The organism is Bifidobacterium cebidarum, from assembly GCF_009193305.1.
Lineage (GTDB): Bacteria > Actinomycetota > Actinomycetes > Actinomycetales > Bifidobacteriaceae > Bifidobacterium > Bifidobacterium cebidarum.
In genome coordinates this window covers 1-24,560 of the sequence record NZ_WBVS01000010.1, presented here as the reverse complement: position 1 = coordinate 24,560, position 24,560 = coordinate 1, and the positions used below count along the sequence as shown (strand labels likewise).

Annotated in this window: 19 protein-coding genes and 1 rRNA gene; 8 read left to right on the top strand and 12 right to left on the bottom strand. The window is 57.2% G+C overall.

Going from position 1 to position 24,560, the window contains the following annotated elements; genetic code table 11:
* Nucleotides 1-34 precede the first annotated feature (34 nt).
* The 3 genes from F7D08_RS08570 to F7D08_RS08560 all read right to left on the bottom strand — a co-directional run bounded on the left by F7D08_RS08570 (nt 35) and on the right by F7D08_RS08560 (nt 3,379).
* Complete coding sequence (locus F7D08_RS08570) at nt 35-877, bottom strand: carbohydrate ABC transporter permease (protein ID WP_152210226.1); 843 nt, start codon at nt 875-877, stop codon at nt 35-37.
* Nucleotides 878-909: 32 nt separating this feature from the next.
* Entirely contained in the window at nt 910-1,827 is a 918-nt protein-coding gene (locus F7D08_RS08565; protein ID WP_226803452.1) for a carbohydrate ABC transporter permease, read from the bottom strand.
* Between the two features lie 289 nt (nt 1,828-2,116).
* A complete protein-coding gene (locus F7D08_RS08560) occupies nt 2,117-3,379 on the bottom strand; it encodes an ABC transporter substrate-binding protein (protein WP_152210225.1) in 1,263 nt (420 codons plus the stop codon).
* Nucleotides 3,380-3,529: 150 nt separating this feature from the next.
* Here F7D08_RS08560 and F7D08_RS08555 point away from each other — a divergent pair, with 150 nt between their 5' ends.
* Nucleotides 3,530-4,543: a LacI family DNA-binding transcriptional regulator gene (locus F7D08_RS08555; RefSeq protein ID WP_152210224.1), complete on the top strand. Its 1,014-nt coding sequence runs from the start codon at nt 3,530-3,532 to the stop codon at nt 4,541-4,543.
* A gap of 9 nt (nt 4,544-4,552) precedes the next feature.
* Here the strand turns inward: F7D08_RS08555 and F7D08_RS08550 are convergent, their stop codons facing one another.
* Nucleotides 4,553-6,673 (bottom strand): alpha-galactosidase, encoded by a 2,121-nt coding sequence (locus F7D08_RS08550; protein ID WP_152210223.1) that lies wholly within the window; start codon nt 6,671-6,673, stop codon nt 4,553-4,555.
* 288 nt (nt 6,674-6,961) lie between these two features.
* Here F7D08_RS08550 and F7D08_RS09745 point away from each other — a divergent pair, with 288 nt between their 5' ends.
* On the top strand, nt 6,962-7,117 hold the full coding sequence (locus tag F7D08_RS09745; protein WP_193316275.1) for a hypothetical protein: 156 nt from the start codon (nt 6,962-6,964) through the stop codon (nt 7,115-7,117).
* Nucleotides 7,118-7,219: 102 nt separating this feature from the next.
* Here F7D08_RS09745 and F7D08_RS08545 read toward each other — a convergent pair whose 3' ends face one another.
* Nucleotides 7,220-8,764: an amino acid permease gene (locus F7D08_RS08545; RefSeq protein WP_152210222.1), complete on the bottom strand. Its 1,545-nt coding sequence runs from the start codon at nt 8,762-8,764 to the stop codon at nt 7,220-7,222.
* Between the two features lie 320 nt (nt 8,765-9,084).
* On the opposite strand from F7D08_RS08545, the gene F7D08_RS08540 reads away from it, so the two are divergent.
* Nucleotides 9,085-10,563 (top strand): amino acid permease, encoded by a 1,479-nt coding sequence (locus F7D08_RS08540; RefSeq protein ID WP_152210221.1) that lies wholly within the window; start codon nt 9,085-9,087, stop codon nt 10,561-10,563.
* A 122-nt stretch (nt 10,564-10,685) separates the two neighbouring features.
* Here F7D08_RS08540 and F7D08_RS08535 read toward each other — a convergent pair whose 3' ends face one another.
* The 3 genes from F7D08_RS08535 to F7D08_RS08525 form a co-directional block, all read right to left on the bottom strand.
* Entirely contained in the window at nt 10,686-11,288 is a 603-nt protein-coding gene (locus F7D08_RS08535; RefSeq protein WP_152210220.1) for a DUF624 domain-containing protein, read from the bottom strand.
* A 437-nt stretch (nt 11,289-11,725) separates the two neighbouring features.
* Nucleotides 11,726-12,568, bottom strand: coding sequence for a carbohydrate ABC transporter permease (locus F7D08_RS08530; protein ID WP_152210219.1), 843 nt, complete (start codon nt 12,566-12,568; stop codon nt 11,726-11,728).
* Nucleotides 12,568-13,422, bottom strand: coding sequence for a carbohydrate ABC transporter permease (locus F7D08_RS08525; protein ID WP_152210218.1), 855 nt, complete (start codon nt 13,420-13,422; stop codon nt 12,568-12,570). The genes F7D08_RS08530 and F7D08_RS08525 overlap by 1 nt, the downstream gene beginning before the upstream one ends.
* Nucleotides 13,423-13,791: 369 nt before the next feature.
* On the opposite strand from F7D08_RS08525, the gene F7D08_RS08520 reads away from it, so the two are divergent.
* Nucleotides 13,792-14,808 (top strand): LacI family DNA-binding transcriptional regulator, encoded by a 1,017-nt coding sequence (locus F7D08_RS08520; protein ID WP_152210217.1) that lies wholly within the window; start codon nt 13,792-13,794, stop codon nt 14,806-14,808.
* A gap of 384 nt (nt 14,809-15,192) precedes the next feature.
* Here the strand turns inward: F7D08_RS08520 and F7D08_RS08515 are convergent, their stop codons facing one another.
* Both F7D08_RS08515 and F7D08_RS08510 read right to left on the bottom strand, forming a co-directional pair.
* Nucleotides 15,193-16,539, bottom strand: coding sequence for an ABC transporter substrate-binding protein (locus F7D08_RS08515; protein ID WP_152210216.1), 1,347 nt, complete (start codon nt 16,537-16,539; stop codon nt 15,193-15,195).
* Nucleotides 16,540-17,045: 506 nt separating this feature from the next.
* Complete coding sequence (locus F7D08_RS08510; protein ID WP_152210215.1) at nt 17,046-17,759, bottom strand: histidine phosphatase family protein; 714 nt, start codon at nt 17,757-17,759, stop codon at nt 17,046-17,048.
* An 81-nt stretch (nt 17,760-17,840) separates the two neighbouring features.
* On the opposite strand from F7D08_RS08510, the gene F7D08_RS08505 reads away from it, so the two are divergent.
* The 4 genes from F7D08_RS08505 to F7D08_RS08490 all read left to right on the top strand — a co-directional run bounded on the left by F7D08_RS08505 (nt 17,841) and on the right by F7D08_RS08490 (nt 24,090).
* Entirely contained in the window at nt 17,841-18,224 is a 384-nt protein-coding gene (locus tag F7D08_RS08505; RefSeq protein ID WP_152210214.1) for a DUF4235 domain-containing protein, read from the top strand.
* Between the two features lie 80 nt (nt 18,225-18,304).
* A complete protein-coding gene (locus F7D08_RS08500; protein ID WP_152210213.1) occupies nt 18,305-19,078 on the top strand; it encodes a nitroreductase family protein in 774 nt (257 codons plus the stop codon).
* 15 nt (nt 19,079-19,093) lie between these two features.
* Nucleotides 19,094-21,769, top strand: coding sequence for a YhgE/Pip domain-containing protein (locus F7D08_RS08495; RefSeq protein WP_152210212.1), 2,676 nt, complete (start codon nt 19,094-19,096; stop codon nt 21,767-21,769).
* A complete protein-coding gene (locus F7D08_RS08490; protein WP_152210211.1) occupies nt 21,766-24,090 on the top strand; it encodes a YhgE/Pip domain-containing protein in 2,325 nt (774 codons plus the stop codon). Before F7D08_RS08495 ends, F7D08_RS08490 begins: the two co-directional genes overlap by 4 nt.
* A gap of 8 nt (nt 24,091-24,098) precedes the next feature.
* Here F7D08_RS08490 and F7D08_RS08485 read toward each other — a convergent pair whose 3' ends face one another.
* Together F7D08_RS08485 and rrf are read right to left on the bottom strand one after the other, a co-directional pair.
* A complete protein-coding gene (locus F7D08_RS08485; RefSeq protein WP_152210210.1) occupies nt 24,099-24,350 on the bottom strand; it encodes a hypothetical protein in 252 nt (83 codons plus the stop codon).
* A gap of 83 nt (nt 24,351-24,433) precedes the next feature.
* Nucleotides 24,434-24,550, bottom strand: a 5S ribosomal RNA gene (rrf, locus tag F7D08_RS08480).
* Nucleotides 24,551-24,560: the final 10 nt, after the last annotated feature.

Genomic DNA, 24,560 nt, shown 5'->3' with positions numbered 1-24,560 from the left:
AAGTCATTCCTTCCTTCCCGCATCTAGCGGAATATCAATCCTTCATACCGCTGGTCTTGATGCCTTCGGTGATGTACTTCGAGCAGAAGATGTACAAGATTGCCGGAGGAATAATCATCAGCATGGAGAAAGCCATCTGCAGAGGCCAGTTGGTCTGGTTGCCGCCGCCGGCGAGCTGGAAGGAAGTCAGCGCACCCACGGTCAAAGGCTTCAGATTATCGGAGTCGATAAAGATCAGCGGAGTGAACAGTTCGTTCCACCAGAAGCTGGCGGACATGATGCCAACCGTGATAAAGATCGGCTTGCCGAGCGGCACGATGACCCTCCAGAAGGCCTGCCAACGGTTGCAGCCGTCCAACATGGCGGCCTCATCGATGGATTCCGGGATGGATACGAAGAACTGGCGGAACAGGAACACGTTGTACGGCTGGGCGAAGAAGGCCGGCAGAATCAGCGGCCAGAAGGAGTCCAGCATGCCGAAGGCGCGGAACAGCAGGTACTGCGGAATCACCAGGGTGGCGGTCGGCACCATCATCGTGGCGATGATGATGGCGAAGATCACGCTGCGGCCCTTGAAGTGCATACGGGCCAGCGGGTAGGCCACGATGGAGCTGGAGAGCAGGGTACCGATTGTGTTGCCGATGCACAGAATCAATGTGTTACGCAGATACAGCAGCGTGGATGGGTTGCTCAGCACCGTAGCGTAGTTGCTCCATTGCGGATTGCTGGGGAACAACTGCGGCGGGAATGCGGAGATGCCGGTCAGGGTCTTCAGCGAGTTGCAGAAGATCCAGTAGATCGGGAAGAACATGAACAGTGCGACGATGATCATCACCACGTACTGCAGTACGGTGAACCACTTAGGAGCTTTAAACATGATTGTCTCTTTTCGTCTTTACCAGCGTGGAATCACTTGCGGTCCATGAGCTTGAATTGCAGGGCGCCGATGATGGCCACGATGATGAACAGCACTACGGCGAGTGCGGAAGCCTGGCCCATGTTGAAGCTCTTGAATGCCTTGTCGTAAATGAGCAGACCAAGCACCTTGGTGGCGTCGCCCGGGCCGCCGCCGGTCAATGGGTAGAGCAGGGTGAATGCGCCGTTGAAGGAGTTCACGGTGCAGCTGACCACGTTGAACAGCATCATCGGAGCGATGCCTGGAATGGTCACGTGGCAGAACTTCTGCCATCCGTTGGCACCGTCCAAGGAGGCGGCCTCATACAGTTCGGTGGGCACATCCTTCAGGGCTGCAGAGAAGACGAGCATCTGCTGGCCGGTGGCGAAGGTGAACACGGAGGCATAGGCGACAACCACCCACACCAAAGAATTGCTGCCGGTCCAGTTCGGCGGATTGGTGACGCCGATAAGCTTCAGCACATAGTTGACGATGCCGAGCTGCGGATTGAACATCAGCGTCATGCAGCCGGCCATAACCACGGACGGCATGATGGTGGGCACGTAGTAGAAGAACTGGAACAGCCCTTTGAAACGAACCTTGCTGTTGAGCAGCATGGCAAGAATCAGGGAAAACAGGATGGAAACACCCACATTGATGATCGTGAACACGAACGTGACCAGCAAGGTCTTGCCCAGCTCGGAATCACCGGACATCAGGTCGACGTAGTTCTGCAGCCCTACAAATTGCGGCTTACCCAGCAGATTCCATTTGGTGAGGCTCAGGTAGAAGCTAAAAAGAATCGGGAAGCCGCTGAACAGCAGGAAACCGATGATCCAAGGGCTCAGGAAGCCCCAACCCGCAGCGGCATCCGAACGCCGCTTGGGCTTCTTCGCATCCTTGCGCGATGCGGACACAGCAGCGGTAGACATGGTGCATTTTCCTTTCCGATAGACGCTGGGGATTGATGACGCAGCGTGTAAGGAACTTGGTGGTGTGGAGTGCGGACTTCCGGCGGAAGCCGCATGGTAATCAGAACAGTCAGTAAACCCTGTGCCGCCCGCCGACCTTGATCGGCTGGCGGCACAGGTAGGAGAAGGAGGAAGAAGAAGAAAGAAGCGAGGAGCAACGCGGGCAGTGCGCCCTGGCTTCAGGCGCGTTTCACGCACCGCCCGTATAGGTTTGTTCAGATATTCAGATCAGGCTCGAATCACACCCCAATCACTGGGCGGATTCGATGTCCTTATTGGCCTTGTCCACAGCGGTCTTGAGCACATCGTTCTCAGAGGTCTGGCCGAGGATGTAGGCGTTGATCTGGTTGTACAGGTCGAAGGTCGGGGTGGAGGCCACCGTGGTGTAGCCGAACTTGCCCTGCTCGGCGGCTTCGGTGAAGGCATCCCAGTTGCTCGGGCCATGCTTGCCCTGGATCTGGTAGTCACCCTTGTCGCCAACAGACTTGAACGGGGAAATGTTGGCGTTGGCCTTCTCGAGGGCGACCTGGCCCTTCTCGCTCATCATCCACTTGAGGAACTTGTAGGCAGCGGTCTTGTGCTTGGAAGAAGAGGAAATGGCGAAGAAGGAGGTGTGCAGGGAGTCGTAGTCCTGGCCATTCGGAGCGGCCGGCATCGGGGCAATATCCCAGTTGAAGTCGACATCCTTGTAGGTGTTGGCGATTAGCCAGCTGCCGCCGAGGGTCATGGCGGCCTGTCCTGCGGCGAACAGGTCGGAGACCTTGGATCCGGAGGAAGGAGCCGGCTGCACCTTGAGTTCATTGGTCATCTTGTTCTGGTACTCAAGAGCGGCCTTCAGACCCTTGCCCAAGGAAAGTTTTCCGTCCTTGACCACAGCGTCACCGCCCTGGCCTGCCAGCGAATACCACACGCCGTTGAAGCTCGGCGCGTCAGAACCCCACTGCGTGGTCTGGCCGCCTTCGGTCTTCGTGAGCTTTTGCGCTGCGGCCGCGTAATCATCCCACGTCCAATCGGAAGTCGGGTAAGCCACGCCAGCGGCATCGAACATATCCTTGTTGTAGTACATGATCTCGGTGGCCATACCTTGGGAGAGGCCGTAGTAACCGTCTACGTCATCGGCGATGCCCTTGATGGCAGGCAGGAAGTCATCGGTCTTGACGCCCATATCGGCCAGCTTGTCATCCAGCTTGTCAATCACGCCGTTCTTGGCGTAGCGCACGTAATCGGCTTCCTGCAGCAGCATCACATCAGGGGCGTTGTTGCCAAGGATCATCTGGTTGATCTTGGTGTTGTAGGAGTCGCCAGGGACCTTGACTTCCTTGAGCTGGATGTCCGGATTGTCCTTCTTGAACTCCGAAAGCACCGGGAAGGTGTCCCAGTAGGAGAAGGTCAGGGTATTGTCGTCCGACTGAGAAGCCGTGCTGCTACCGCATGCCGCCATTGCACCAAGGGAGGCGATTGCGGCCACCGCGGCCACGATCTTCTTGGCACCATTGCGCAAACGAACGTTCATGATGTTTCCTTTCTGTGTTCGGCCCGCTCTCTCGACCTTGAGTTTCACTCTGCGTTGAGGGTTTGGAAAGCAAGTACCTTCAGCATAAAAATGCGGTTTTTGGATTTGACCTGATTTGCACGGTTAGGAAAGTTTTCCTACAATGGCCGCGTGACAACCCGTGTTACTTTGCAAGATGTGGCCGATGCCGCCCACGTTTCTCTGGCTTCGGCCTCGAAAGCGCTCAATGGCACCGGGCATATTTCAGCCCACACCAGACGATTAGTGCAGACCACCGCCCAAGAGCTGGGCTATAAGCAGAGAACAGCTGCGGAAAAACGAACCGCGCACCAACAATCAGGACTTATCGGTCTGGTATCCGCCGATCTGGAGGGTCGTTTCTCCATGCCGGCCCTTGCCGGAGCGGAAGATACGCTCGGGGTGGCGAATCACGCGGTATTGCTGACGAATTCACGCGGCGACCCGCAAATCGAGCGAGACCATATCGATCAAATGGCCGCACGTGGCGTCGACGGTTTGCTGATTCTCGGCGGAGAAACCGATGCCCGCCCACCGATTAAGCCCAATACGGCATTGGGCATTCCCATCGTGTATGTATATGCGCCTTCCACAAATCCCAATGACAGCTCAATCACCGTGGATAATGTGCAGGCCGGGCAGGCCGCCATCAATCATTTACTTGGCCAAGGCCGCACGCATATCGCCATACTGGCCGGACCTGAATATTATGCGGCGACAAAAGATCGTGTCAACGGCGCCGAACAGGCGATGGCTGCGGCAGGCTTGCGATTCTCGGCACCCACACGATACGGCAACTGGCACGAATCATGGGGACGTGTGGCCACCAACCTGCTCATTGAGTCCGGGGAACAGGTGGATGGCCTCTACTGTTTGAACGATATGCTGGCCCGTGGCGCAATCGAATCATTCTTGGAACATGGCATTCGGGTGCCTGAGGATGTGGCGGTCATTGGCCACGATAATTGGTCCGTCACCGCTACGGAATGCCGTATTCCCATCACCACATTCGACAACAACATGCGCGAAATGGGGCGTAAGGCCGCGCGCATGCTGTTGTCAGCCATCAAAGGTCATCCGCAGCGCGGTATGACCTTGATGGATTGTTCACTGATTATCCGCGAATCAAGCGTTTCCAAGCGGTAAGGCAAGCGGTCAGCGAGCGCTTACCGCGAACGTGCGGGAGGCATATTTGCCGACCGGCACATCGACGAGCAATGTGCCATCCGTAGCGTTCCATACGGTCGCCCAATCCTCGAATCCGTCCGCTTGGGTCGGGAATACTGGGGTCACGGATACGTCATGCCCCTGGAATTGCGGCAATTGCAGCGTGCTGTGCGAGCAGGACGAGCCACGATCCCAGAGGGTGACCAACGCGCTGCCCTGCGCCGTCTTGAGGCCCAATGACACAATCTCGTCATTCCACTCCGGCAATCCAAGTGGCCAGAACGGCGTGGATTCACCGATTACCGGCTGCACATGCTCCTTGTAGGCCGTGATGCCGGATTCCACCAACGTATGCTGCGCCTCGCCCATGCGGTTCAAATAGCCGGATAGGAAGAAGCGTCCCAGGAACGTGGTGTTGATGTTGAACGCGGTGGTTTCCGCATCCATATCGGATTGCGGATATGCCCAGCTGGCCGCCTGTTCGGGCAGCATCATCATGGGGGCGGCCGCGGCTATGGCCGGGTAGAGCTTCCAATCCTGCTGGTCCGAGGTGGATTGCACTTGGAAGCGGCTCAACTGAGCAAAGTCCTCGCGCATGCCGCCGGACGAGCAGTTCTCGATGATGAGGTCCGGGTAGCGCCGGTACAACGAGTCAATCCAAGCACTGTAGGCGCGATTATGGCCGAGCAAGCCATCGCCGTCGCTGTCCGCCTGATAATCGGTGCCGGCACCTGGGGACACGTTGTAATCGAACTTGAAATAGCCAATGCCATATTCGTTGACCAGGCGGTCGACTACCGAATCAAGGTGCGCGCGGGCGGCATCGTCGCGCAGATCGAGCAGGTAGCGGTCCTGTTCCACCACGCGCTGCCCATGGCGCTGGAAGAACGCGGAATCCGGCAGCCTGTCAGCCATTGGGCTCTGCACACCAATGACTTCCGGCTCGATCCAGATGCCTGGAATCATGCCTTCAGCGCGAATAGCGTCTATGACTTCGGTAATGCCGTTCGGGAAGCGCTTCTTCGAGGGCAGCCACTCGCCCACCGAAGGCCACCAATTGCCGGTATCGTCGTACCAGCCGCAATCAATCACAAAGATTTGGATGCCCACTTCGGCGGCCGCCTTGATCAGCGGCAGTTCCTTTGCCGTGGTCGGGTCACCGTAAATTGTGTTCATGTAGTCGTTGAACACCACGCTCGGGCGCGCATTGTCCCTGTGCGGCAATCGGAAAGCTCGACGATATTTGGTCAGAGCGCCAACTGCCTCCTCGAATGTACCGGCGAGCGCGAAGGAAGCGGGAACCGATGTGAACGTCTCGCCCGGCTGCAGTACTTTCTCCCAACCATGATTCTCGCTGGTCGGTCCGGAGAGGGCCACGCCACCGTCCGCGGTGTCATCGTGGATTTCCCAACGCCATGCGCCGTTATGTTCGATTTGGAACAGCCAGGTCAGACCCAATCGCTGCGATTCCAATATGCCGAGCGGCGCGGCCATGCCCGTGGACCATGTGCCGGTGGAAATCTTCGCGTATTCCTGGCGGGAATCGACCGCGGTGATCTCCTGACTGAATTTTGGCAGCAAATCGCGTACCGTATTGCTGTGCCAGCGCCCTTCGGCGAGCCAGTCGAAGCGGCTTTCCCGCAGCTGCCATGCGCCCAGATCGGATTGTTGCCCGGCCGGCGTACCGAATTCGCTGGTCCAGCTGGTTACCGAATCGAGGATTACCGGCTGCTCATGGCCGCTGTTGGTCACGTCCGCCCAAGTGCGCACCATCGGGGCGGAATCGGCGACCTGGTAGTGCACAACGACATCAAGATGATGCGTGGAATCGGTAAGTGCGATAGTCAGCGTATGCCACCCGTGCTCATCAGTCGTTGCGGTATGTGCACGGTACCGCAGCGCCGATCCAATGACCGTATGCGTCAACTTGTTGCAGGCTATGCGATGGCCGGTGCCTGCGGTCAGTACATCCACAATCGGAATGCGCTGTTCGAATACGGCTTCCGACTGCCCCATACGAGCGGATCGCATCGCTACGAAATCGTTATCGTCATAATCAAACACCAGCGTCACATCGCCGGCGTTCCAAGTCACTGTTTGAGACATCATTGTGCTCCTGTTGTCGGTTGATTATCGCGCATTGACATTGCACACCTCACATGCACACAGGCTATCCGCCCAACCGCGGACGCAATCATTTCTACCACTGGTAGGAAAACTTTCCTCATAGCCCGGGTATCGCTTCATCGCCATCGCCGCATATACGCATATGAATCATCGGCAGCAACAACCATGCACTCAGAGCAGAAACGCCTTATTTTCTAGCGTTTGTAACGAATTACGTCTATGCTGAAAGCTACACGATGGCGCTGAAGCCATCTCCAATGAAGGGGGAACATGATGAATCGTACTCATAAGGTGCTGCTCTGCAGCATAGCGGGATGTACACATGAGGCAGAAGAAGCGGGCATGTGCAATATGCATTTCACATCTGCACTGGTGCATGGCGCATTGAATTACGCAGCAATCAGCGCACGTCCGGTACATAGCTGAATAATCGCATAACCATAACAAAATCGACCCCACGAATGAACGTGAGGTCGATTTTTTATGTATGCAACGCTATGCTCAGCGAGCCGTTCAGATCGGTTACGTCTATCGGCCCAGCGCTTCCTTCAAATCGCGGTTCTGGAAGCGGTCATGCAGCAGGCAGTAGCCGCCAAACACCGCCAGCCAAATCAGGCCGGCAATGGCGGAGCCACGCGTATCGTCCGCGAGGAACAGCGTGCAGTAGACGAATACGAAGAACACAATCGCCAGAGTATTGAGCACCTTCCACACCGGCATCACGAAACCGTCGGCAATGAAGTCGGCGGAGCGACGGTACTTGCGGTGCGCCACCATCGTGAGCACGTAAATGAACACGATCACCGCGCTGGAGGCGGAAGCGAACAGCACGAACGCACTGGAGATGCCAGGAATCGAATTAATCACCGGAGACAGCAGAATCAGTGCGGCGGACACCAAAATCGCGCGGGCCGGAACCTGGCGCTTGGAGACCACGCCGATCTTCTGGAACGTCGGCGATTCGGAGTCGGCGGCCAGCTGGTACAGGTGGCGGCCGGCGGAGTAGAGCAGCGAGTTCAAAGCGGACGACGCCGCGGTGATCACCACGAAGAACACGAGCGCGGCAGCCCACTTCAGGCCGGCGTACTGGAACACCATGATGAACGGGGACGCGAAGGAGCCGTCCTTGTTCGGCTTGAACGTGGTCCACGGCACGATCGCCATAATGGCCAGCAATGCACCCACATAGAAGATGAGCACGCGGATGATGATCTCGTTCACGGCCTTCGGCAAAACCTTGCGTGGGTTCTGCGTCTCGGAGACGGTCACGCCCACGAATTCGATCATTTCGTAGGCGTAGAACACCATCTGGAAGCTCATCAGGAAGCTCAGCCAGCCGTTCGGTGCGATCGAGAAGTTATTGGTGATGTTGTCGATTCCGGCATGGCCCGCGGGCGAGACGCCATCCTGCCCGGTGATTTGCACGGCATCGTAATGGTAGCCAATCACCACCATCACCACGGCGGTGGCGATCATCGCGCAAATCAGTGTGATCTTGATCATCGAGAACCAGAATTCCGCCTCACCGAACGCTTTGACGGCAATGAGGTTGATGGTCACAAGAGCCGCAAGGAAGCATAACTCGATCAGCCATTTCCAATGGCTGAGGTCCATACCGAACGTGTCGAAGAATGTGATGAAATACGTGGAGACAGCCGTGATCTCGCTCATGCCGATGAGTACGAGCACGATCCAGTACGACCAGCCGGCGAACTTGCCCCACCCGTTGCCGAGGTAGCGGGTGATGAAGTTGATAAACGTGTGCTGGCTGGGGTCGCGGTACATGAGTTCGCCGATGGCTCGCATCAGCAGGAACATGATGATGCCCACGCCGATGTACACGAACACGATGCTCGGGCCGGTCAATGCGATGGACTTGCCGGAACCCAGGAACAGGCCTGTGCCGATGGTGCCGCCGATGGCGATGAATTGTACGTGGCGATTGTTCAGGCCACGAGCCATCTCATTGTTGTGGTCCAAGCTCTCCACAGACTTGAGCTCACCAGAACCGCTGCCCGGAGCGTTTGCCGCGCTAGTACTACCGCTGCTGGCGGCTGTTTTCGATTCGACCATGCCGTTCATTTCTCTTCCTGGCGTCTGGCCCTACGGCCTCGCCCGCTTGTTCAATGCAAGTTCAAACTGTAGCACCAGGCTGTTTACTCAGGCGATACACGAGTTCAAACAGCGATATTGACACTTATCGGCGATTCATAAAAAGTTCAATTTCCAACTTCGCAAATTGAACTTTTGGCATCAACAACGTCTCCGTTGTCCACAACGAACTGTGATGGCGCGCAATCGTAATCAAACCGGCTTACAATGGCCCGCATTGTGTATTTTGGCGTAACAACCGAGTACGCGAATATGAGAACTGAGAGAAACAGAGAATCATCATGAGTACGAATGAAGCGCCCAGCACCAAGCCGCGCGAAACCGACGATGTGCCAGTGCCGGCCACGTTGCGCAAATCCTTGAAAAACCGCCATATTCAGCTGATTGCCCTCGGCGGCGCAATCGGCACGGGCCTGTTCTATGGATCCAGCGAATCCATCGCACTGGCTGGACCGTCCATCCTGCTGGCCTACCTAATCGGCGGTCTCGCAATCTTCATGATCGTGCGCGCACTTTCCGAAATGTCCGTGGAGGACCCGAAGGCCGGCGCTTTCAGCTACTACGCCACCCGCTACTGGTCCAAGCGTGCCGGCTTCATCTCTGGCTGGAACTACTGGTTCAACTACATCCTGGTTTCCATGGTGGAGCTCGCGGTGGTGGGCAGCTTTGTGAATTACTGGTTCCCGGCTATTCCGACGTGGGTGTCGGCAGCCGTGTTCCTCGTGCTCATCACCGCCGCGAACCTGTTGGGCGTCTCCAAGTTCGGTGAATTTGAGTTCTGGTTCGCCATCATCAAAATCGTTGCTGTGATTGCGATGATTATCGGCGGTTTGGCTGTGATTGTGTTCGCACTGCCTACCGCTTCCGGCATCAAGGCCAGCTTCGCCAATTGGTTCACCGTAGGCGGCGGCTTCTTCCCGAACGGTTTGATGGGCCGCGCTTCCGACGGCTCCTGGACCGGTCTGCTGATGGCTCTGGTCGTGGTGATGTTCAGCTTCGGCGGCACCGAGCTCATCGGCATCACCGCAGGCGAGACCGAGGACCCGCGCACCACGATTCCGCGCGCCACCAATGACATCATCTGGCGAATCCTCGTCTTCTACATCGGTGCTCTGGGCGTAATCATGGCCGTGGTGCCGTGGAACACCATCGACGGCGAGTCCAGCCCGTTCGTGCAGATCTTCGACTCCGTGGGCATTCACGCAGCCGCCGGCATTCTGAACTTCGTGTGCCTCACCGCTGTGATGAGCGTCTACAATTCCGGCCTGTATGCCAACTCCCGCATGTTGTATTCGCTGGCCAAGCAGGGCAATGCTCCGGCGTATCTGGGCCGCTTGAACTCCAAGGGCGTGCCGGTCTCTGGCGTGCTGACTTCCGCCGTGATCACCGCTATTGCCGTGGTCGTGGTGTTCGTCTGGCCTGAGTTCGCGTTCAATTATTTGATGTCAATTGCTACCATCGCCGGCATTATCAACTGGACGATGATCATGTTCACCGAAATGAAGTTCCGCAAGGTGGTTGCGGCCGGAGACTCTCCCGAAGATTCCGCTCTGGCCGGTCTTTCCGGACAGCAGGCATTGGACGCCATTCATTTCAAGCTGCCGTTCGCCAAGGTGACCCCGTGGGTGGTGTTGGCGTTCCTGGCGCTGGTAGTAGTGCTGATGTGCTTCTCCGCCAGCTACCGTGTGGCTGTGATCGCCGGCGTGATTTGGTTGGCCATCCTGTTCGTGGCCTATCAGCTGACGCAGGCTAAGAAGTAACGGCTCAACGCGTTACTTTTCCTGGATAAGGCTGTACTTCGTGAAAAAGTCACACTGAGTGGCAGTGAACGTTACCTTTTCACGAAGTACGACCTTATTTCGTGAAAAGGTAACGAGAAGGCTTACCGCAGATACGGCTTGAACACGCGTTCGGTGATGGGCACATGAATCATCAGCATTGAACCGTAGCCCAGCACCACCAGCAGGAACAGTCCGCCAGGCATATAGAACCAGCTGGCGATAAGCAACGCCACGAATATCGCGTCTATCGACACAAGAATCAGCGTGGCGATGATATGGGAGATACCGAAAATAAACGCATTCTTCAACGTGCCGCCCACAGTGTTTTCGAATCGGGCTTGAAGTGCGAACACCCATTCAAAACCGATAATCCATAGGATGCTCAGCGCGAATTTGGGAATCAGTAGCGGTGTGATCTGCAATACGACCCACGAATAGGCAAGGCCGATAAGCATCACAAGAAACGGCAGCCATAGCACCGTGGCCTTGGTAAAGTTCGATTTGAACGCTTTGCAGTAATTGACGGCAACGCCTTTGCCTTCGCCTTCCAACGCTTTACGACCTGCATCCTGCCCGGCGGCGAGCGCCGCGCCAATGGTGACAACCGGGATGGAGGTAATCAGCATCAGGAGATTGATGAGCACGCCATCAACCAGATTGCCCCACGCACGCATGAATTTGGAGTCAGGCGCAAGCCAGTTCATCTGAGCCTCCTTGTGGCCGTTATGAGATACGTACCTTTTTGCATTATGACGCTACACGCCAGCGCTGCATCATCAACGCGCAAGAAATTCCGGAAACTATCGGCTTACACCCGAATTTCTTGCACTGACTGCTGCTCACTGCAAGGAATTCGGGAAAGAAACCTTGTTCTCCCGAATTCCTTGCATTTACGAGTCCCCAGTGCAAGAAATTTGGGCCGATGCCTCTCTTTACCCGAATTCCTTGCGCCAGACAATGCGAAATGAGAGCGAGACGGCTCGTCTCCTATACGGGACAATAAGAAGTCCCTCGGGGATTACCGAGGGACTTCGCACTTTTACTTAACGCCAGTCGCCATACCTTTACGGCGCCAGTCCTGCAATTACGGACTCACCTACGGCGAGGCTCAACATTACCTTCGCTCGGCTACCGCCCTTGCTCAGCCCTTGACCGCGCCCGCCATAACCCCGCTCACGATGTACTTTTGGCAGACGAGGTAGAAGACGATGATCGGGATGATGGCGAGCACCAGGCAGGCCATCATGGCGCCCATATCCACGGAGCCGTAGCCGCCCTTCAGGTACTGCACGGCCACGGAGATGGTCTTGTACTTGCCGAGGTCGAGGGTCAGATATGGCAGCAGGTAGTCGTTCCAGATCCACATGGCTTCGAGGATGGCCACGGATACGATCGACGGCTTCATAATCGGCACCACGATCTGGAAGAAGATACGTGGCACGGAAGCGCCATCGATCATGGCGGATTCCTCAAGTTCGGCCGGGATGCCCTTGATCACACCGGTGAAGATGAACACAGCCAAACCGGCGCCAAAGCCGAGGTAGACGACGCACAGGCCCCACGGGGTGTTGAGCTTCAGCATGTCGGCGATCTTGGAGAGGGTGAACATCACCATCTGGAACGGCACGATCATGTTGAACAGGAACAGGGTGTAGAGCAGCTTGGCGGCCCAGTTGTTCACACGTACGATCCACCATGCGCACATCGAGGTGCACACCAGAATCAGCACTACGGAACCCACGGTGATCAGCAAGGTCCAACCGAAGGATGCGAAGAACTGCGTGGTCTCGACACCGCGTGTATAGTTCTCGAATCCCACGAACGCCTTGCCGGTCGGTAGGGAGAACGCGTTCTTGGAGATATATGCCTTCTGCTTGAAGGAGTTGATCAACACCAAAACGATTGGGAAGATCCAGAAGAGGGAGACGATGGCGAACAGCGCAGTCCAGACCGGACCGTGCTTCACGGGCTTGTTCTCGTTCATCAGGCTGCCACCTCCTTGCTCGTGGTGAGCTTGTTCTGAATAAGTGCGATGATCGCCACCAGGATGAAGAACAGCACGGCCTTTGCCTGGCCGACGCCTTCCCAACCCATGCGGCCGTAGAAGGTACGGGTGATGTTCAACGCCAAGCCTTCGGACATGTTGCTTGGCGCGCCGTTGGTCAAAGCGAGGTTCTGATCGTAGAGCTTGAAGCCATTGGTCACGGTCAGGAAGGAGCACACGGTGATGGACGGCATCATCAGCGGGATGATGATGCGGAACATGGTCTGAGTGCCGTTCGCGCCGTCCACTGCAGCGGCCTCCAGCACGTCGGTCGGCAGCGCCTGCAGGCCGGCGATGTAGATGATCATCATGTAGCCGATTTGCTGCCAGCACACCAGGATGACCAAGCCCCAGAAGCCATATGCGGCCTTGTAGGTCAGGGCACGGCCCCAGTGGGCAAGCACGCCGTTCAGGAGCAGCAGCCAGATGTAGCCCAGAATGATGCCGCCGATGAGGTTCGGCATGAAGAACACCGAGCGGAAGAGCGTGGAGCCCTTGATGGCTTTGGTCAGCATGTAGGCGATGGCGAATGCGACCACGTTAATCACGATGGTGGTCACGATGGTGAACGCGGTGGAGAACCCAAGCGCATGCAGGAATTCCGGATCCTTCAGCGCTTTGGTATAGTTCTTCAGCCCTACAAATTCGCCATCGGTCACCGTGGTGAACTCGCAGAAGCTCAGGTACACGCCCATGATGAACGGCACCAAAAACCCGATGATGAATGCGGCGAACGTCGGCAGCGCGAACAGCGCCCACCATCTGCGTATCGCCTTACCAGCCATGCTAATCATGACTTTTCCTCCTCCTTGAGCCCGCTGCACTACGTCGTGCGTCGATGCGGCACTTTTCTCAATACCAGCCCGTTGACCGAGACGAGGACCACTTTCGCACCCTTGCCTTGTTCAAGCCTATGAACATAGTAAAGGCCATTCGCCCACATGTCAAACGTTGTCATTTACAGCGTTTCCTTACATTATCAACCATCACCAACAGCCTGCTTTTCAATCTTTAAATTGGCTTATTTCCGCCATTTTGTGCATCAGTACACAGTATTGCAAACGTTTGTAATACAATCGTTGTCATCTTCGCTCCTCATTGCAATCGCATGTACACTGGAAATCATCGATTCACACCAAGCCGCATTACGCAAAGGGGCCCACATGTCCACGAGCATTCAAGACGTCGCGCGCAAAGCCGGAGTTTCCATCTCCACCGTCTCCCGCTCGTTTACCAGGCCCGATCTGGTCTCGGCCAAAACCCGCGAGCGCGTGCTCGCCATCGCCGGCGAACTCAACTTCTCCCTGTCACGCTCCGCAGCGGCGCTCAAGTCCGGCCGTTCGCTGCGTATCGCCGTGCTGATGAGCGGCCATATCCGCCTATGGTTCACCGCTTCGGTCATCGAGGGGCTGAACGAAGTGCTGCACGCCGAGGGCTATGATATTTCGATCTTCCAGATCTCCAGCATCGAGGAGCGCAAGGAATTCTTCGACATGCTGCCCGTGCGCCGCAATGCCGACGCCGTCATCGTGGTGTCGTTCGACATCGACAACAACGAGATCGCGCAGCTGGCCTCGGTAGATGTACCGATTGTGGGCATCAACTCGGTCGAGGCACAGGCCCGCGGATTCACCGCCGCGGTCAATATCGACGACGCGCAGGGCTCCACGCTGGCCGCACGCCATCTGATCAATCTCGGACATCGCCGCATCGCCTATATCAGCACCGACCGTGAGATCTCGCTGAGCTTCTCGGTGCAGAGTCGATTCGACGCTTTCACCGAACATTGCCGCAAGGAAGGTGTGGAACCGCAGGTCATCGTCTGCAAGGTCAATGCCGACGGCCGCTACGAAATCAGCGATGTGGTCACACAGCTGATGAGCCTGGACGAAATGCCCACCGCCATCGCCTGTCAGGAGGACGGCATAGCCCTGCCGCTGCTGTTCCAGCTGGAGCGCAACGGATTCTCCGTGCCCGGCGACGTGTCGCTGATCGGCTATGACGACAGCTTCTACACCGATGATATTGGACTGACTACCATCCGCCAGGATCCGGTGGCCATGGCGCGCAAGGCCGCACACATGACGCTCGACCTTATCGAGGAAAAGCCCATCGAGCAGCCGTTCGTCATCTGTCCGGCGCATCTTATAGTCCGCGCGTCGACGTCACGCGTTAAGTGAGCGCACAAGACGAGAACCGCCATCTCTACGACTGACGGTTTTGAACACTGGCTGTAGGACTTTCAACACTGACTGTAGGATTCCTAACGTTGACTGTAGGTTTTTGGACAAAAAACGTTGAAAAACCTACAGTCAGTGTTCAAAAACCTACAGTCAGTGTTAGGAATCCTACAGTCTTCTGTCTGACTTCTCCGTCTGGCAACGCCAACAACACCAACGCGTGTGGGCCCGCCGTTCATTATCGAGCGACGGGCCCACACGCGTTAAGGAGAAGGAGACACATGAAGTGGAGTAAGAGAATGGCGCGGCACCCTATGCGAAGGAGGGAAAGCATCAGGTGCCGCACCTGTTCAGTTATGGATGTTCAGTTATGGATTGAGCGACTCAGTGGGAGGCTGCGTACTCGGAAGCCCAACCGTCCACGAAGGCGGTCTTCACAGCATCCCAGTTGCCGGTGCCCTGAGCGTACTCGAGCAGGGCCTGGCCGACCTTGTTCTTCCACTCTTCGGAAGGCATCATCGTGAAGTTCCAGGAGACCTGGGTCTTGCCGGACTTCTGATCCTCGACGGCGGCCTCGGTCAGCGGGTTGTCGGACTTGACGTCATCGAAGGTCTTGAACGGGGTGGTGAAGCCCATGTCCTGAGAGAGGGCCTTCTTGCCGGCGTCGGAGGTAATCACCCAGGAGAGGAAGTCCTCGGTGGCCTTCTTGTCGGCGTCGGAAGCCTTGTCGTTGATGCACCAGTAGTTCTCGGAACCGGTGGCGAGCCCCTGCTTCTCTTCGCCCTTGACGCCGATGTAGATCGGCATCATGCCTACGGATTCGGCCTTCATGCCGGCCTTCTGCAGGTCGGTCCACGCCCAAGTGCCGTTCTGGTAGAAGGCGGCCTCGCCGAGCGCGAACTCGGAGTTGGCGTCATCGCCGGTCTTGGCGCTCAGCTGCGTGCGGTCGGTGGTGGAATCGGTGATGTACAGGTCGAAGATCTTCTTGTAGTTCGGCAGATAGGTGCCCTTGATGGTGGCCGGCTGCTCGGTGACCTTGTCCTTCTGGAACTCGTAGTAGAGCGGCAGGTTGGCCAGGTGGGTCTTGAAGCGCCAGTCGGAGCTGGAGTCGAAGCCGGCGGAGGTGAATGCACCTTGGATGCCGAGCTCGTCCTTACGGGCCTGCATATCGTCGGCCACAGCCTTCAGCGTATCGAAGTTGTCGATCTCGTCAATGGACTTGGCCTTGGCACCGTCCAGCGCGAAGTACTTGTTGAGGATGTCCTTGTTGTAAATCAGGCCGTAGGTCTCCATCACATACGGCACGCCGACCACCTTGTCGCCATCCTTCAGGGCGACATTCTGGTTAGTCAGTTCCTTGTAGATGTCGGTGTTCGAAAGATCAGCGGTGTAGCGCTTCCAGTTCTGGTAGCCAACCGGACCATTGACCTGGAACAGGGTCGGAGCCTCAGTCTTGGCGATCTCAGACTTCAGGGTCTGCTCATAGGTGCCGGACGCTGCGGTCTGCACCTTGACCTCGACGCCCTTTTCCTTGGTGTATTCCTTGGCCAGGGCGACCCACTGATCGGCGGCCTCCGGCTTGAAGTTCAGATAGTAGACCTTGCCTTTGGCGTCATCGCCGGAAGTGGAGCTTCCGCAGGCGGCCAGAGTACCCAGAGACATTGCAGCAATAGCCGCCACTGCAACCGCAGACTTGATAGTGCGATTCATCTTCGAACCTTTCTCTTTCATCGTGACCTCCAATCGGTTCCCGATTGGAGGCAATGCCGTTAGCAGCACCTTCACAACTATCGACATGCACTATTGTGCAACGGTTTGCCCCTTTTTGCAAACGATGGCATTACCGGCGCGCCTCAATCAACGTTACCGACAAAAATAATCGCCCAATTACCACAAAATACTAATTTTCCAAGGGTTTGCCACAAAGCTCGGTAATGCAAGCGTTCGCAATAGATGGGAGCGCAAACATAGACAAATCAGCTAAAACTGACTACAGAAACGAACGATTCACGCCTCCATCGCCATCGTTTGCAATTCGCCGGGCGATAAGCCTCGCCAAACCGCCCCCCATGCCATATGCCCGCCACGCCCTCCTTCTGCATAGACAGGGGCATACAACAAGAGCCCGCCTTGACGACGGGCTCCGAGCTCACACTCCTACACTACGAGCACGCTATGCACGCAGCGCATGCAACAGCCGCGACTCATCAGCCAGCGACCAGCTGATGCCAACACAATCAGGCATTCCACCGTTCAATCACATGGTCGCCCTTGTAGACGCTCAAAATCGAATAATGAGCGGTGTCGAGGCGCAGCAGACGCGCGAAGTGCGGGTCCACGCCCAGCCATTGCGAGGTCAGGATGCGCAGAATATGCGCGTGCGCCACCAGCAGCACGTTGTTCCCGGAACGCAACAGCGGCAGCACCTCATCGATGGCGCCTTTCGCTCGGGTGGCCGCCTCCTCCAAGGTCTCACCCTCACCGTTGTGCACAGGCACCTTCTCGCCGGAGGGCAACGTCTCCACCCAGTCGCCCTCCAGATCGGTACTCAGCGAACGCGGGCCGTCACGCCAGATGTCCCAGTCGAATCCGCTGGCCTTGCTCACCTGCTGGCGGGTGCGGCCCTCGGCGCGACCATAATCCCATTCGGCAATGCCGTTCAGCACGCCGCAGTGTTCGAATCCAGCCAGTTCGGCCGTCTGACGCGCACGCTTCAACGGGCTGGAAAACACACAATCCGGCGCGAATCCCGCCGGGAAGATCTCACGCAGACGTCGGCCGGCATCAACCGCCTGTTGACGGCCCGTTTCAGTCAAAGGAATGTCCGTACGACCGGTATGCTGACCGGATTCGCTCCAAACGGTCTGCCCATGGCGAAGCAATACCAGAAAACCTGCCCCACCACGAGACGAATCAACAGCGACTGTGCTATTTCCATTGTGTTCGCTCATGCCTCCACTGTAGTCTGCGAAAGGCTCAGACTCCACCCACGCCACACGCCTTTTATGATTCTGTGATTTAGACTGATAGTCATGAGCGATGAAACGAACTCCGCATTGTCCGGCGAAGCCGATCAGATGATTGAGGGACTGCATCATATCGATGATGCGGTCAACGCCGCACGCGAACGCAGGCTGAACGATCCGGATTCCCTGGGTGACAAGGTGATCAAGTCGGCGGTACCGGCGCTCACCGGTCTGATTGCGGGCAGGGTATTCCAAACCGTATGGAATCGCGGTGTGGCACATCGCAATCTTCGCAAAGGGCTGGCCGCCGATGCACCACAGGGATTGCTCCTGAGCTTGGCTTTTGCGGCTGTTTCCGCGGCGTTCGGCGCCGTAGTCTCCCAACTGTCCGACCGCGGATCCCAGGCGTTCGTCGAACGCAGGCATCGCAGCAAAGCCAAGAATAAGTAGCCGACCCGGCACGGTCAGGCCAGTTCGCCCTGAGAACACCGGCATTCTGCCTGCAGCGATGTCATGCAAGACATACAGGTATGGCTACTAACTCCACTATTGAAACGCTGCTGAACCGCCGCTCCATCCGCAAGTTCAAGGATGAGGCCATCGATGCCGATACCATCGCCACTCTTGAAACCGTCGCCCAGCATGCCGCATCCAGCCAGTTCCTGAACGACTGGTCCGCCCTTCGCATCACCGATCCGGCCATCAAGGCCAAGATGGCTGAATTCGGCCATCAGCCGTATATCGCCACCGCTCCGCTGCTGTATGTGTTCATCATCGACGAGCACCGCAACGCGCGCATCGCCCAGCGCAAGGGCATCGACCCCGATTCCGAGGAATTCCACCTGAAATACAGCTATCGCTATACCCAGGCGCAGAATGATGCCGTGCTGGCATTGCATGCCATGGAGACCGCGGCATATTCGCTGGGTCTCGGTTGCGTGATTCTCGGTTCGATTTTGAACGATATTCCGGGTGTGATTGATGCGCTGAAGCTGCCGAAGTACACATATCCGGTACTTGGCTTGGCTATCGGCAAGCCTGATCAGAAGCCGGCGCTGAAGCCTCGCATGCCGCGTGAGATGCAGTTCTTCGAGAACACCTATCCCGCGGATGATGCAGCCGCCGACACCCTCACCGCGCTCGATGATTTTGACGCCGAAGTGCATCAGTACTATGACCTGCGGAACACCGATCGCCCGGTAGACGCGTTCAGCGACCAGATCGCCACGGTCAGCGGTCAGGATGTCAGCAATAAGACGCTGCTCGACAAGGCCGCCGCCCAAGGATTCGAACTGGATAAGTAAAGCGAACCAACGCGCATGAGGACGGTTTGGCGCATATTCCTGCGCGATGCAATGCGCATCCTGCGCAACCCCGTGGCCGTCGTGGTCACATTGGGCGTCGCCATCATCCCCTCACTGTATGCCTGGTTCAACATCCTGGCCAATTGGGATCCGTATTCCGCCACCGGCAATCTGCAGGTGGCGGTGGCCAATGAGGATCGCGGCACCTCCAGCGAATTCGTCGGCAAGCTCAATGCCGGCAAACAGGTAGTGGCCAAACTGAAGACCAACCATCAGCTTGGCTGGCGCTTCGTCGGCAATGAGGACGAAGCCATACGCGGTGTGGAAACCGGTCAGTATTATGCGGCCATCGTACTGCCCAAGGACTTCAGCGAGAGCCTGGTCGATTCCATCACCGGAGCCAGCAAACGTCCACAATTGCGCTACTACGTGAACGAGAAGAAAAACGCAATCGCCCCGAAAATCACCGATACCGGCGCCACCACCATCGACGAGCAGATCAATGCCACATTCGTGACCACTGTGGGCAATACCGTGGCAGCTGCCGTTTCCAAAGCAGGCAGCGAACTGGGCACCGCCACCAACGCCACCCAGCAGGACACCATCGGCGATTTGAACACCGTGCTCAGCACACTCGACGGCGTCAACCATGCGCTCACCGATCTTGCGTCCACGCTTGACCAGGCGGATGGCACCATCGCCGACGCCACACAGACCGCAGCCTCCCTCAAGAGCGCCATCGCCAGCGCGCGCAAGGCCTCGCAGCAGTCGGGCACGCTGCTCGGCGAAGCGCAAAACGGTTCCCAAGCCTTTTCCACCACGCTGGTGGGGGCGCTTGACACCAGTTCAGCGCAGCTTTCCGGGCTGGCCGTCGATGTGAACACGGCGTCCGGCACCATCATCGGCTCGTTCAACTCCGCCCAGAATTCCGTGGATTCCGTCACCAACGCGTTGAACGCGCCGCTTGACCGCACACAAACCTCATTGGACAACGTCAAAGACGCGCTGCGCCAGGCCGGCCTCGACGAACACACCACCGATCCGCTCGGGCAGCGCATCTGGCAACAAATCAACACGTTGGATGGGGTCATCGGTCATCAGCAGTCGCAAATCAAGGATTTCCACACCAACGCGTCGAAATTCATCGGCTCCGGCAAAGACGCGGCCGGGCAGCTTTCCGGCGCAATGGGCACCGCGGCCACCGGAGGCCTTGCCGCATTAAGCCAAGCGCGGCAGTCCCTGACCGGCACCATCATGCCGAATCTCAACACGTCGCTGAATAATTTCGCCGCGTTGAACGGCACATTGGATGGCACACTGGTCTCGCTCACCGGCACCCTGAATCAGGCGGACGGCCTGTTTGATCAGCTCTCCAGCACCATCGACCAGACCAAAACCACCATCGATGGCACCAAGCAATCGTTGACGCAGCTTACCGAGGATGTGCGCACCGTGCGCACGGATATCGGAGCGTTGGATAGTTCCGCCGCCTACCGCAAAATCGCGGACACCCTGCATCTGGACGACAAGGAATTCGGCAAATTCATGGGGCAGCCGGTCAATCTCGTGACCAAAGTGGTGTATCCAACCGATAATTACGGTTCGGCCGTGACCCCGTTCTACACGAACCTGGCGTTATGGGTGGGCGGATTCGTGCTCATCGCCATTTACAAACTCGAGGTGGACCGCGAATCCATCAAACATCTGACCACGACGAAAGCGTATCTTGGCCGTTGGCTGCTGCTGATCGCCGTCGGTTTCCTGCAGGCGATCATCGCCACCATCGGCGATCTGGTGTTGGGCATCCAATGCGAACATCCGCTGCTCTTCGTGCTGGCGGGCGTGTTCTGTTCGTTCGTCTACATCAACATCATCTATGCGCTGGCCGTGGCCTTCCGCCATATCGGCAAGGCGGTCGCCGTGATTCTGGTCATCGTGCAGATTCCGGGCGCATCAGGCCTGTATCCGATTGAAATGATGCCTGAGTTCTTCCGCGACCTGCACCCCTGGTTGCCGTTCACCTATGGCATCAATGCCATGCGAGGGCCGATCGCCGGCACGTATGCGAATCATTATTGGCTCGATATGATGCATCTGTCCTGGTATGTGCCCGTCGCATTGTTCGTCGGCATTGTCGTGCGCCGGTACGTCATCAATCTCAACGCATTGTTCGATCGACGCTTGGGAGACACGGATCTGATGATCACCGAGCGCAACAGCATGGTCAACGAACATGTGAGTCTGACCGCCATGTTCCACACGGCATCGGACAGCAAGGAACTGCGCGCATTCATCACTCGGCGAGCGCATCGGTTCTTCGCCCGTTACCCGCTGATGATCATGGCCGGCCTGGTCCTGCTCACCATACTGCCATTCGTATTCCTGATTCTGCTGTTCGTCACGCGCGCGAAAATCGCGATGCTGACCTGCTGGATTCTGTCGATCATTCTCATCGACGCGTATCTGATCGTGGTGGAATACACGCGCGAAAGCTTTGCGATGCAGATTGGCGTCAGCGCGATGAGCGCCGACGAATTCCGCGATGTGATGCTGAATGGATATGTCTGGCGGCGTTTCCGCGAGCACGGCAAGCATGCGCAAACCGATTCCAATCAGGACCTCGCCGAAACCACGCAGCAGCTTACGCCTCTCTCGGCTCCTGACCGCGATGGCGAAAGGAGCGCACGATGAAACTGATTTGGAGGCTCTTCACCCGCGATCTGCGCCAAGCCACACGCAATGTGATCGCAGTCGTGGTGACTGTGGGCCTGGTGATCGTGCCGGCGCTCTACGCGTGGTACAACATCGCTGCCAGCTGGAACCCATACGGCAATACCAAAGCGTTGAAGGTGGCTGTGGCCAACACGGATAAGGGATACAAGTCCGACCTTGTTCCGCTGCCGATCAATGTGGGCGAGACGGTGACCAACGCGCTTCGGGCCAATCATGACCTGGATTGGCAGTTCGTGGACCGCAGCAGAGCCATCGATGGCGTGAATTCCGGCGAATACTATGCCGCGCTGGTGATCCCGACAAGCTTCAGCGCGGACATGATGACACTGTTCTCACCAAAGATCACCCATGCGAAGCTGGAATACTATCTCAACGAGAAAATCAATCCGATCGCCCCGCATATCACGGATGAAGGTGCCAGCACCGTGGCCACCACCATCGACCACACCTTCGTGAAAACGCTGTCGAGCGTGGCGTTGAACATGGCCTCCAATATGGCCAAATACGCGCAAAGTCCAGAGATGGCACAGTACGTCGGCAATGCCACCACACATCTGACGGCCATGTCGTCCAAGCTCAATAGTGCGGCCTCGCAAATCGACTCGTATTCCGGCCTGCTGGGGGCAGCGGACGGCATCATCGTATCGACCGATCAACTGTTAGGCTCCACCGGTTCGGCCGCCGCTGCCGCCAAGAAAGCCATGAAACAGGCCGAATCCGGCGTCAGCAGTCTCAGCGATGCCTTATCCGGTACGGCAACCGGGGTAAGCGCCGCATTGAAGCAAGCCGATGCGGCATACGGTTCGATAAGCACACGCATCGATACCTCGTTCCAGGACGCCAATGCGCAGTCCTCGCAAGTGGCAGCGACCCTGACCGACATGCAATCGCATGTGCAAAGCCAAGCCGACGCATTCGGCAAGTATGCGGACGCATTGCAATCATTAGCGGATTCCAGCAGCCTCCAGGCGGTCAAGAACGCGCTGACCAAGGCGGCAGCACAAGCCCGGCAGACGCAAGACAAATTGCAGACCGCGGCCAACGACCTTGGCACTGCCGCGAACGCCATTACTGATGGCACCGCTTCCGTCACCGATACGAAAAACAGGCTCAATGACGAAATCGATCAGGCCCGCCAATCCATTGCCCAAGCTTCCGAGACCTACCAGCGCACACTACAGCCTCAACTCAATTCACTGACCGCGTCCATCGATGATGTGGCCTCGCAAACCGGTACGGTCATCGACGGGCTCACGACTACCGTGCACAGCGTTTCCGGTCTATCCGGCGGCATATCCGGCAGTATCACGGACATTCGCACGTCCCTGGGCACTGCTTCAGCCGCGCTCAAGCATTCGGCGGCAAAATTGGACGCGCTCACGGACAAGCTCAATTCCCTGGCCAAGGATGGCGCCACCGACCTCTCCGGTCTGGTTTCGGCAAATCCAGACACCATCGCTTCGATGCTGTCCGCGCCGGTGTCGGTCGAGCGCATTCCGCTGTATCCGATGGCCAACTATGGCTCGGCGATGGCACTGTTCTATACGATTCTGTCCATTTGGGTGGGCGCGATCATTTTGGTGGCCATGCTGAAGGTTTCCATTTCCGATCATGAGAAGGCCAAAATTCTCGGCCTTGGCAATGACTTGCCGCTGGGCACGGCCGTGGGCATCCGCGAGGCGGTCATCGCCGGCCGCGAAGCCGGGCCGGGTGCCGCTTTGGATGTGCTGAAGAAGCCTCGCGCTGAATCCCCCGGCAATGCCCGGCAATTCGGCATGCGTCTACATCATGAGTATTTCGGCCGCTATATGATCTTCTGCTTCCTCGCACTGCTACAGGGCACGTTGGTATGCTTGGGCGACCTGTTCTATCTTGGTGTGCAATGCGAGCATCCAATCCAGTTCCTGATGGTCGGATGGCTGTCTGCGCTTGTGTTCTCGAATATCGTGTATACGCTGACCGTTTCCTTTGGGGATATCGGCAAGGCCATCGCCGTGGTGCTGTTGGTGATGCAGGTGGCCGGCTCGGGCGGCACGTTCCCCATTGAGACGTTGCCTCCATTCTTCCAAGTGGTGTCACGCTGGCTGCTGTTCCCCTATGGTGTGGACGCTATGCATTCGGCTATGGCTGGTTCCTACGGCTGGGAATACTGGGTTGATATGATCAAGCTTGCGCTGTTCCTGATTCCGTCGCTGTTGCTTGGTCTGATGCTGCGCAAGCCGGTGATTCGGCTCAATGATTGGATCATTCGCAATCTGGAAAGCACGAAGGTGATGTGAGGCGGCAACTAGCGACGACGAGGCTTATAGCCGCGTTTGCGACTATGCGGTTTTAATTCCTGGTTGAGCGGCACATGCCGATAACTGAGCTGTGGATCGCGATGCGTCAGATGCCAGCAATTGCAGTATTCACAGCGATACACCCAAAGCTCAGCCCCACGCTCGATGAAGCTCTGATCGGCGGCACGCTGAGCCTGTACCTTGTCGTGGTACATGATTTTGTTCGAGGTCGCACAGCGCTTAGGTGTGAAGTAATGCATAGCAATCTCTTAGTGTAAAGAACGCGTTGACATATGAAAAGAGCCTTCATGGATTACTCCATGAAGGCTCTTTGTAAGTGTGGATGCGGCGGTGTGCTACTCTCCCACACCCTGTCGGGTGCAGTACCATCGCCGTGCCAGGCCTTAGCTTCCGGGTTCGGAATGGGACCGGGCGTCTCCCCTGGGCCATGACCGCCGCAAATCTTCAAT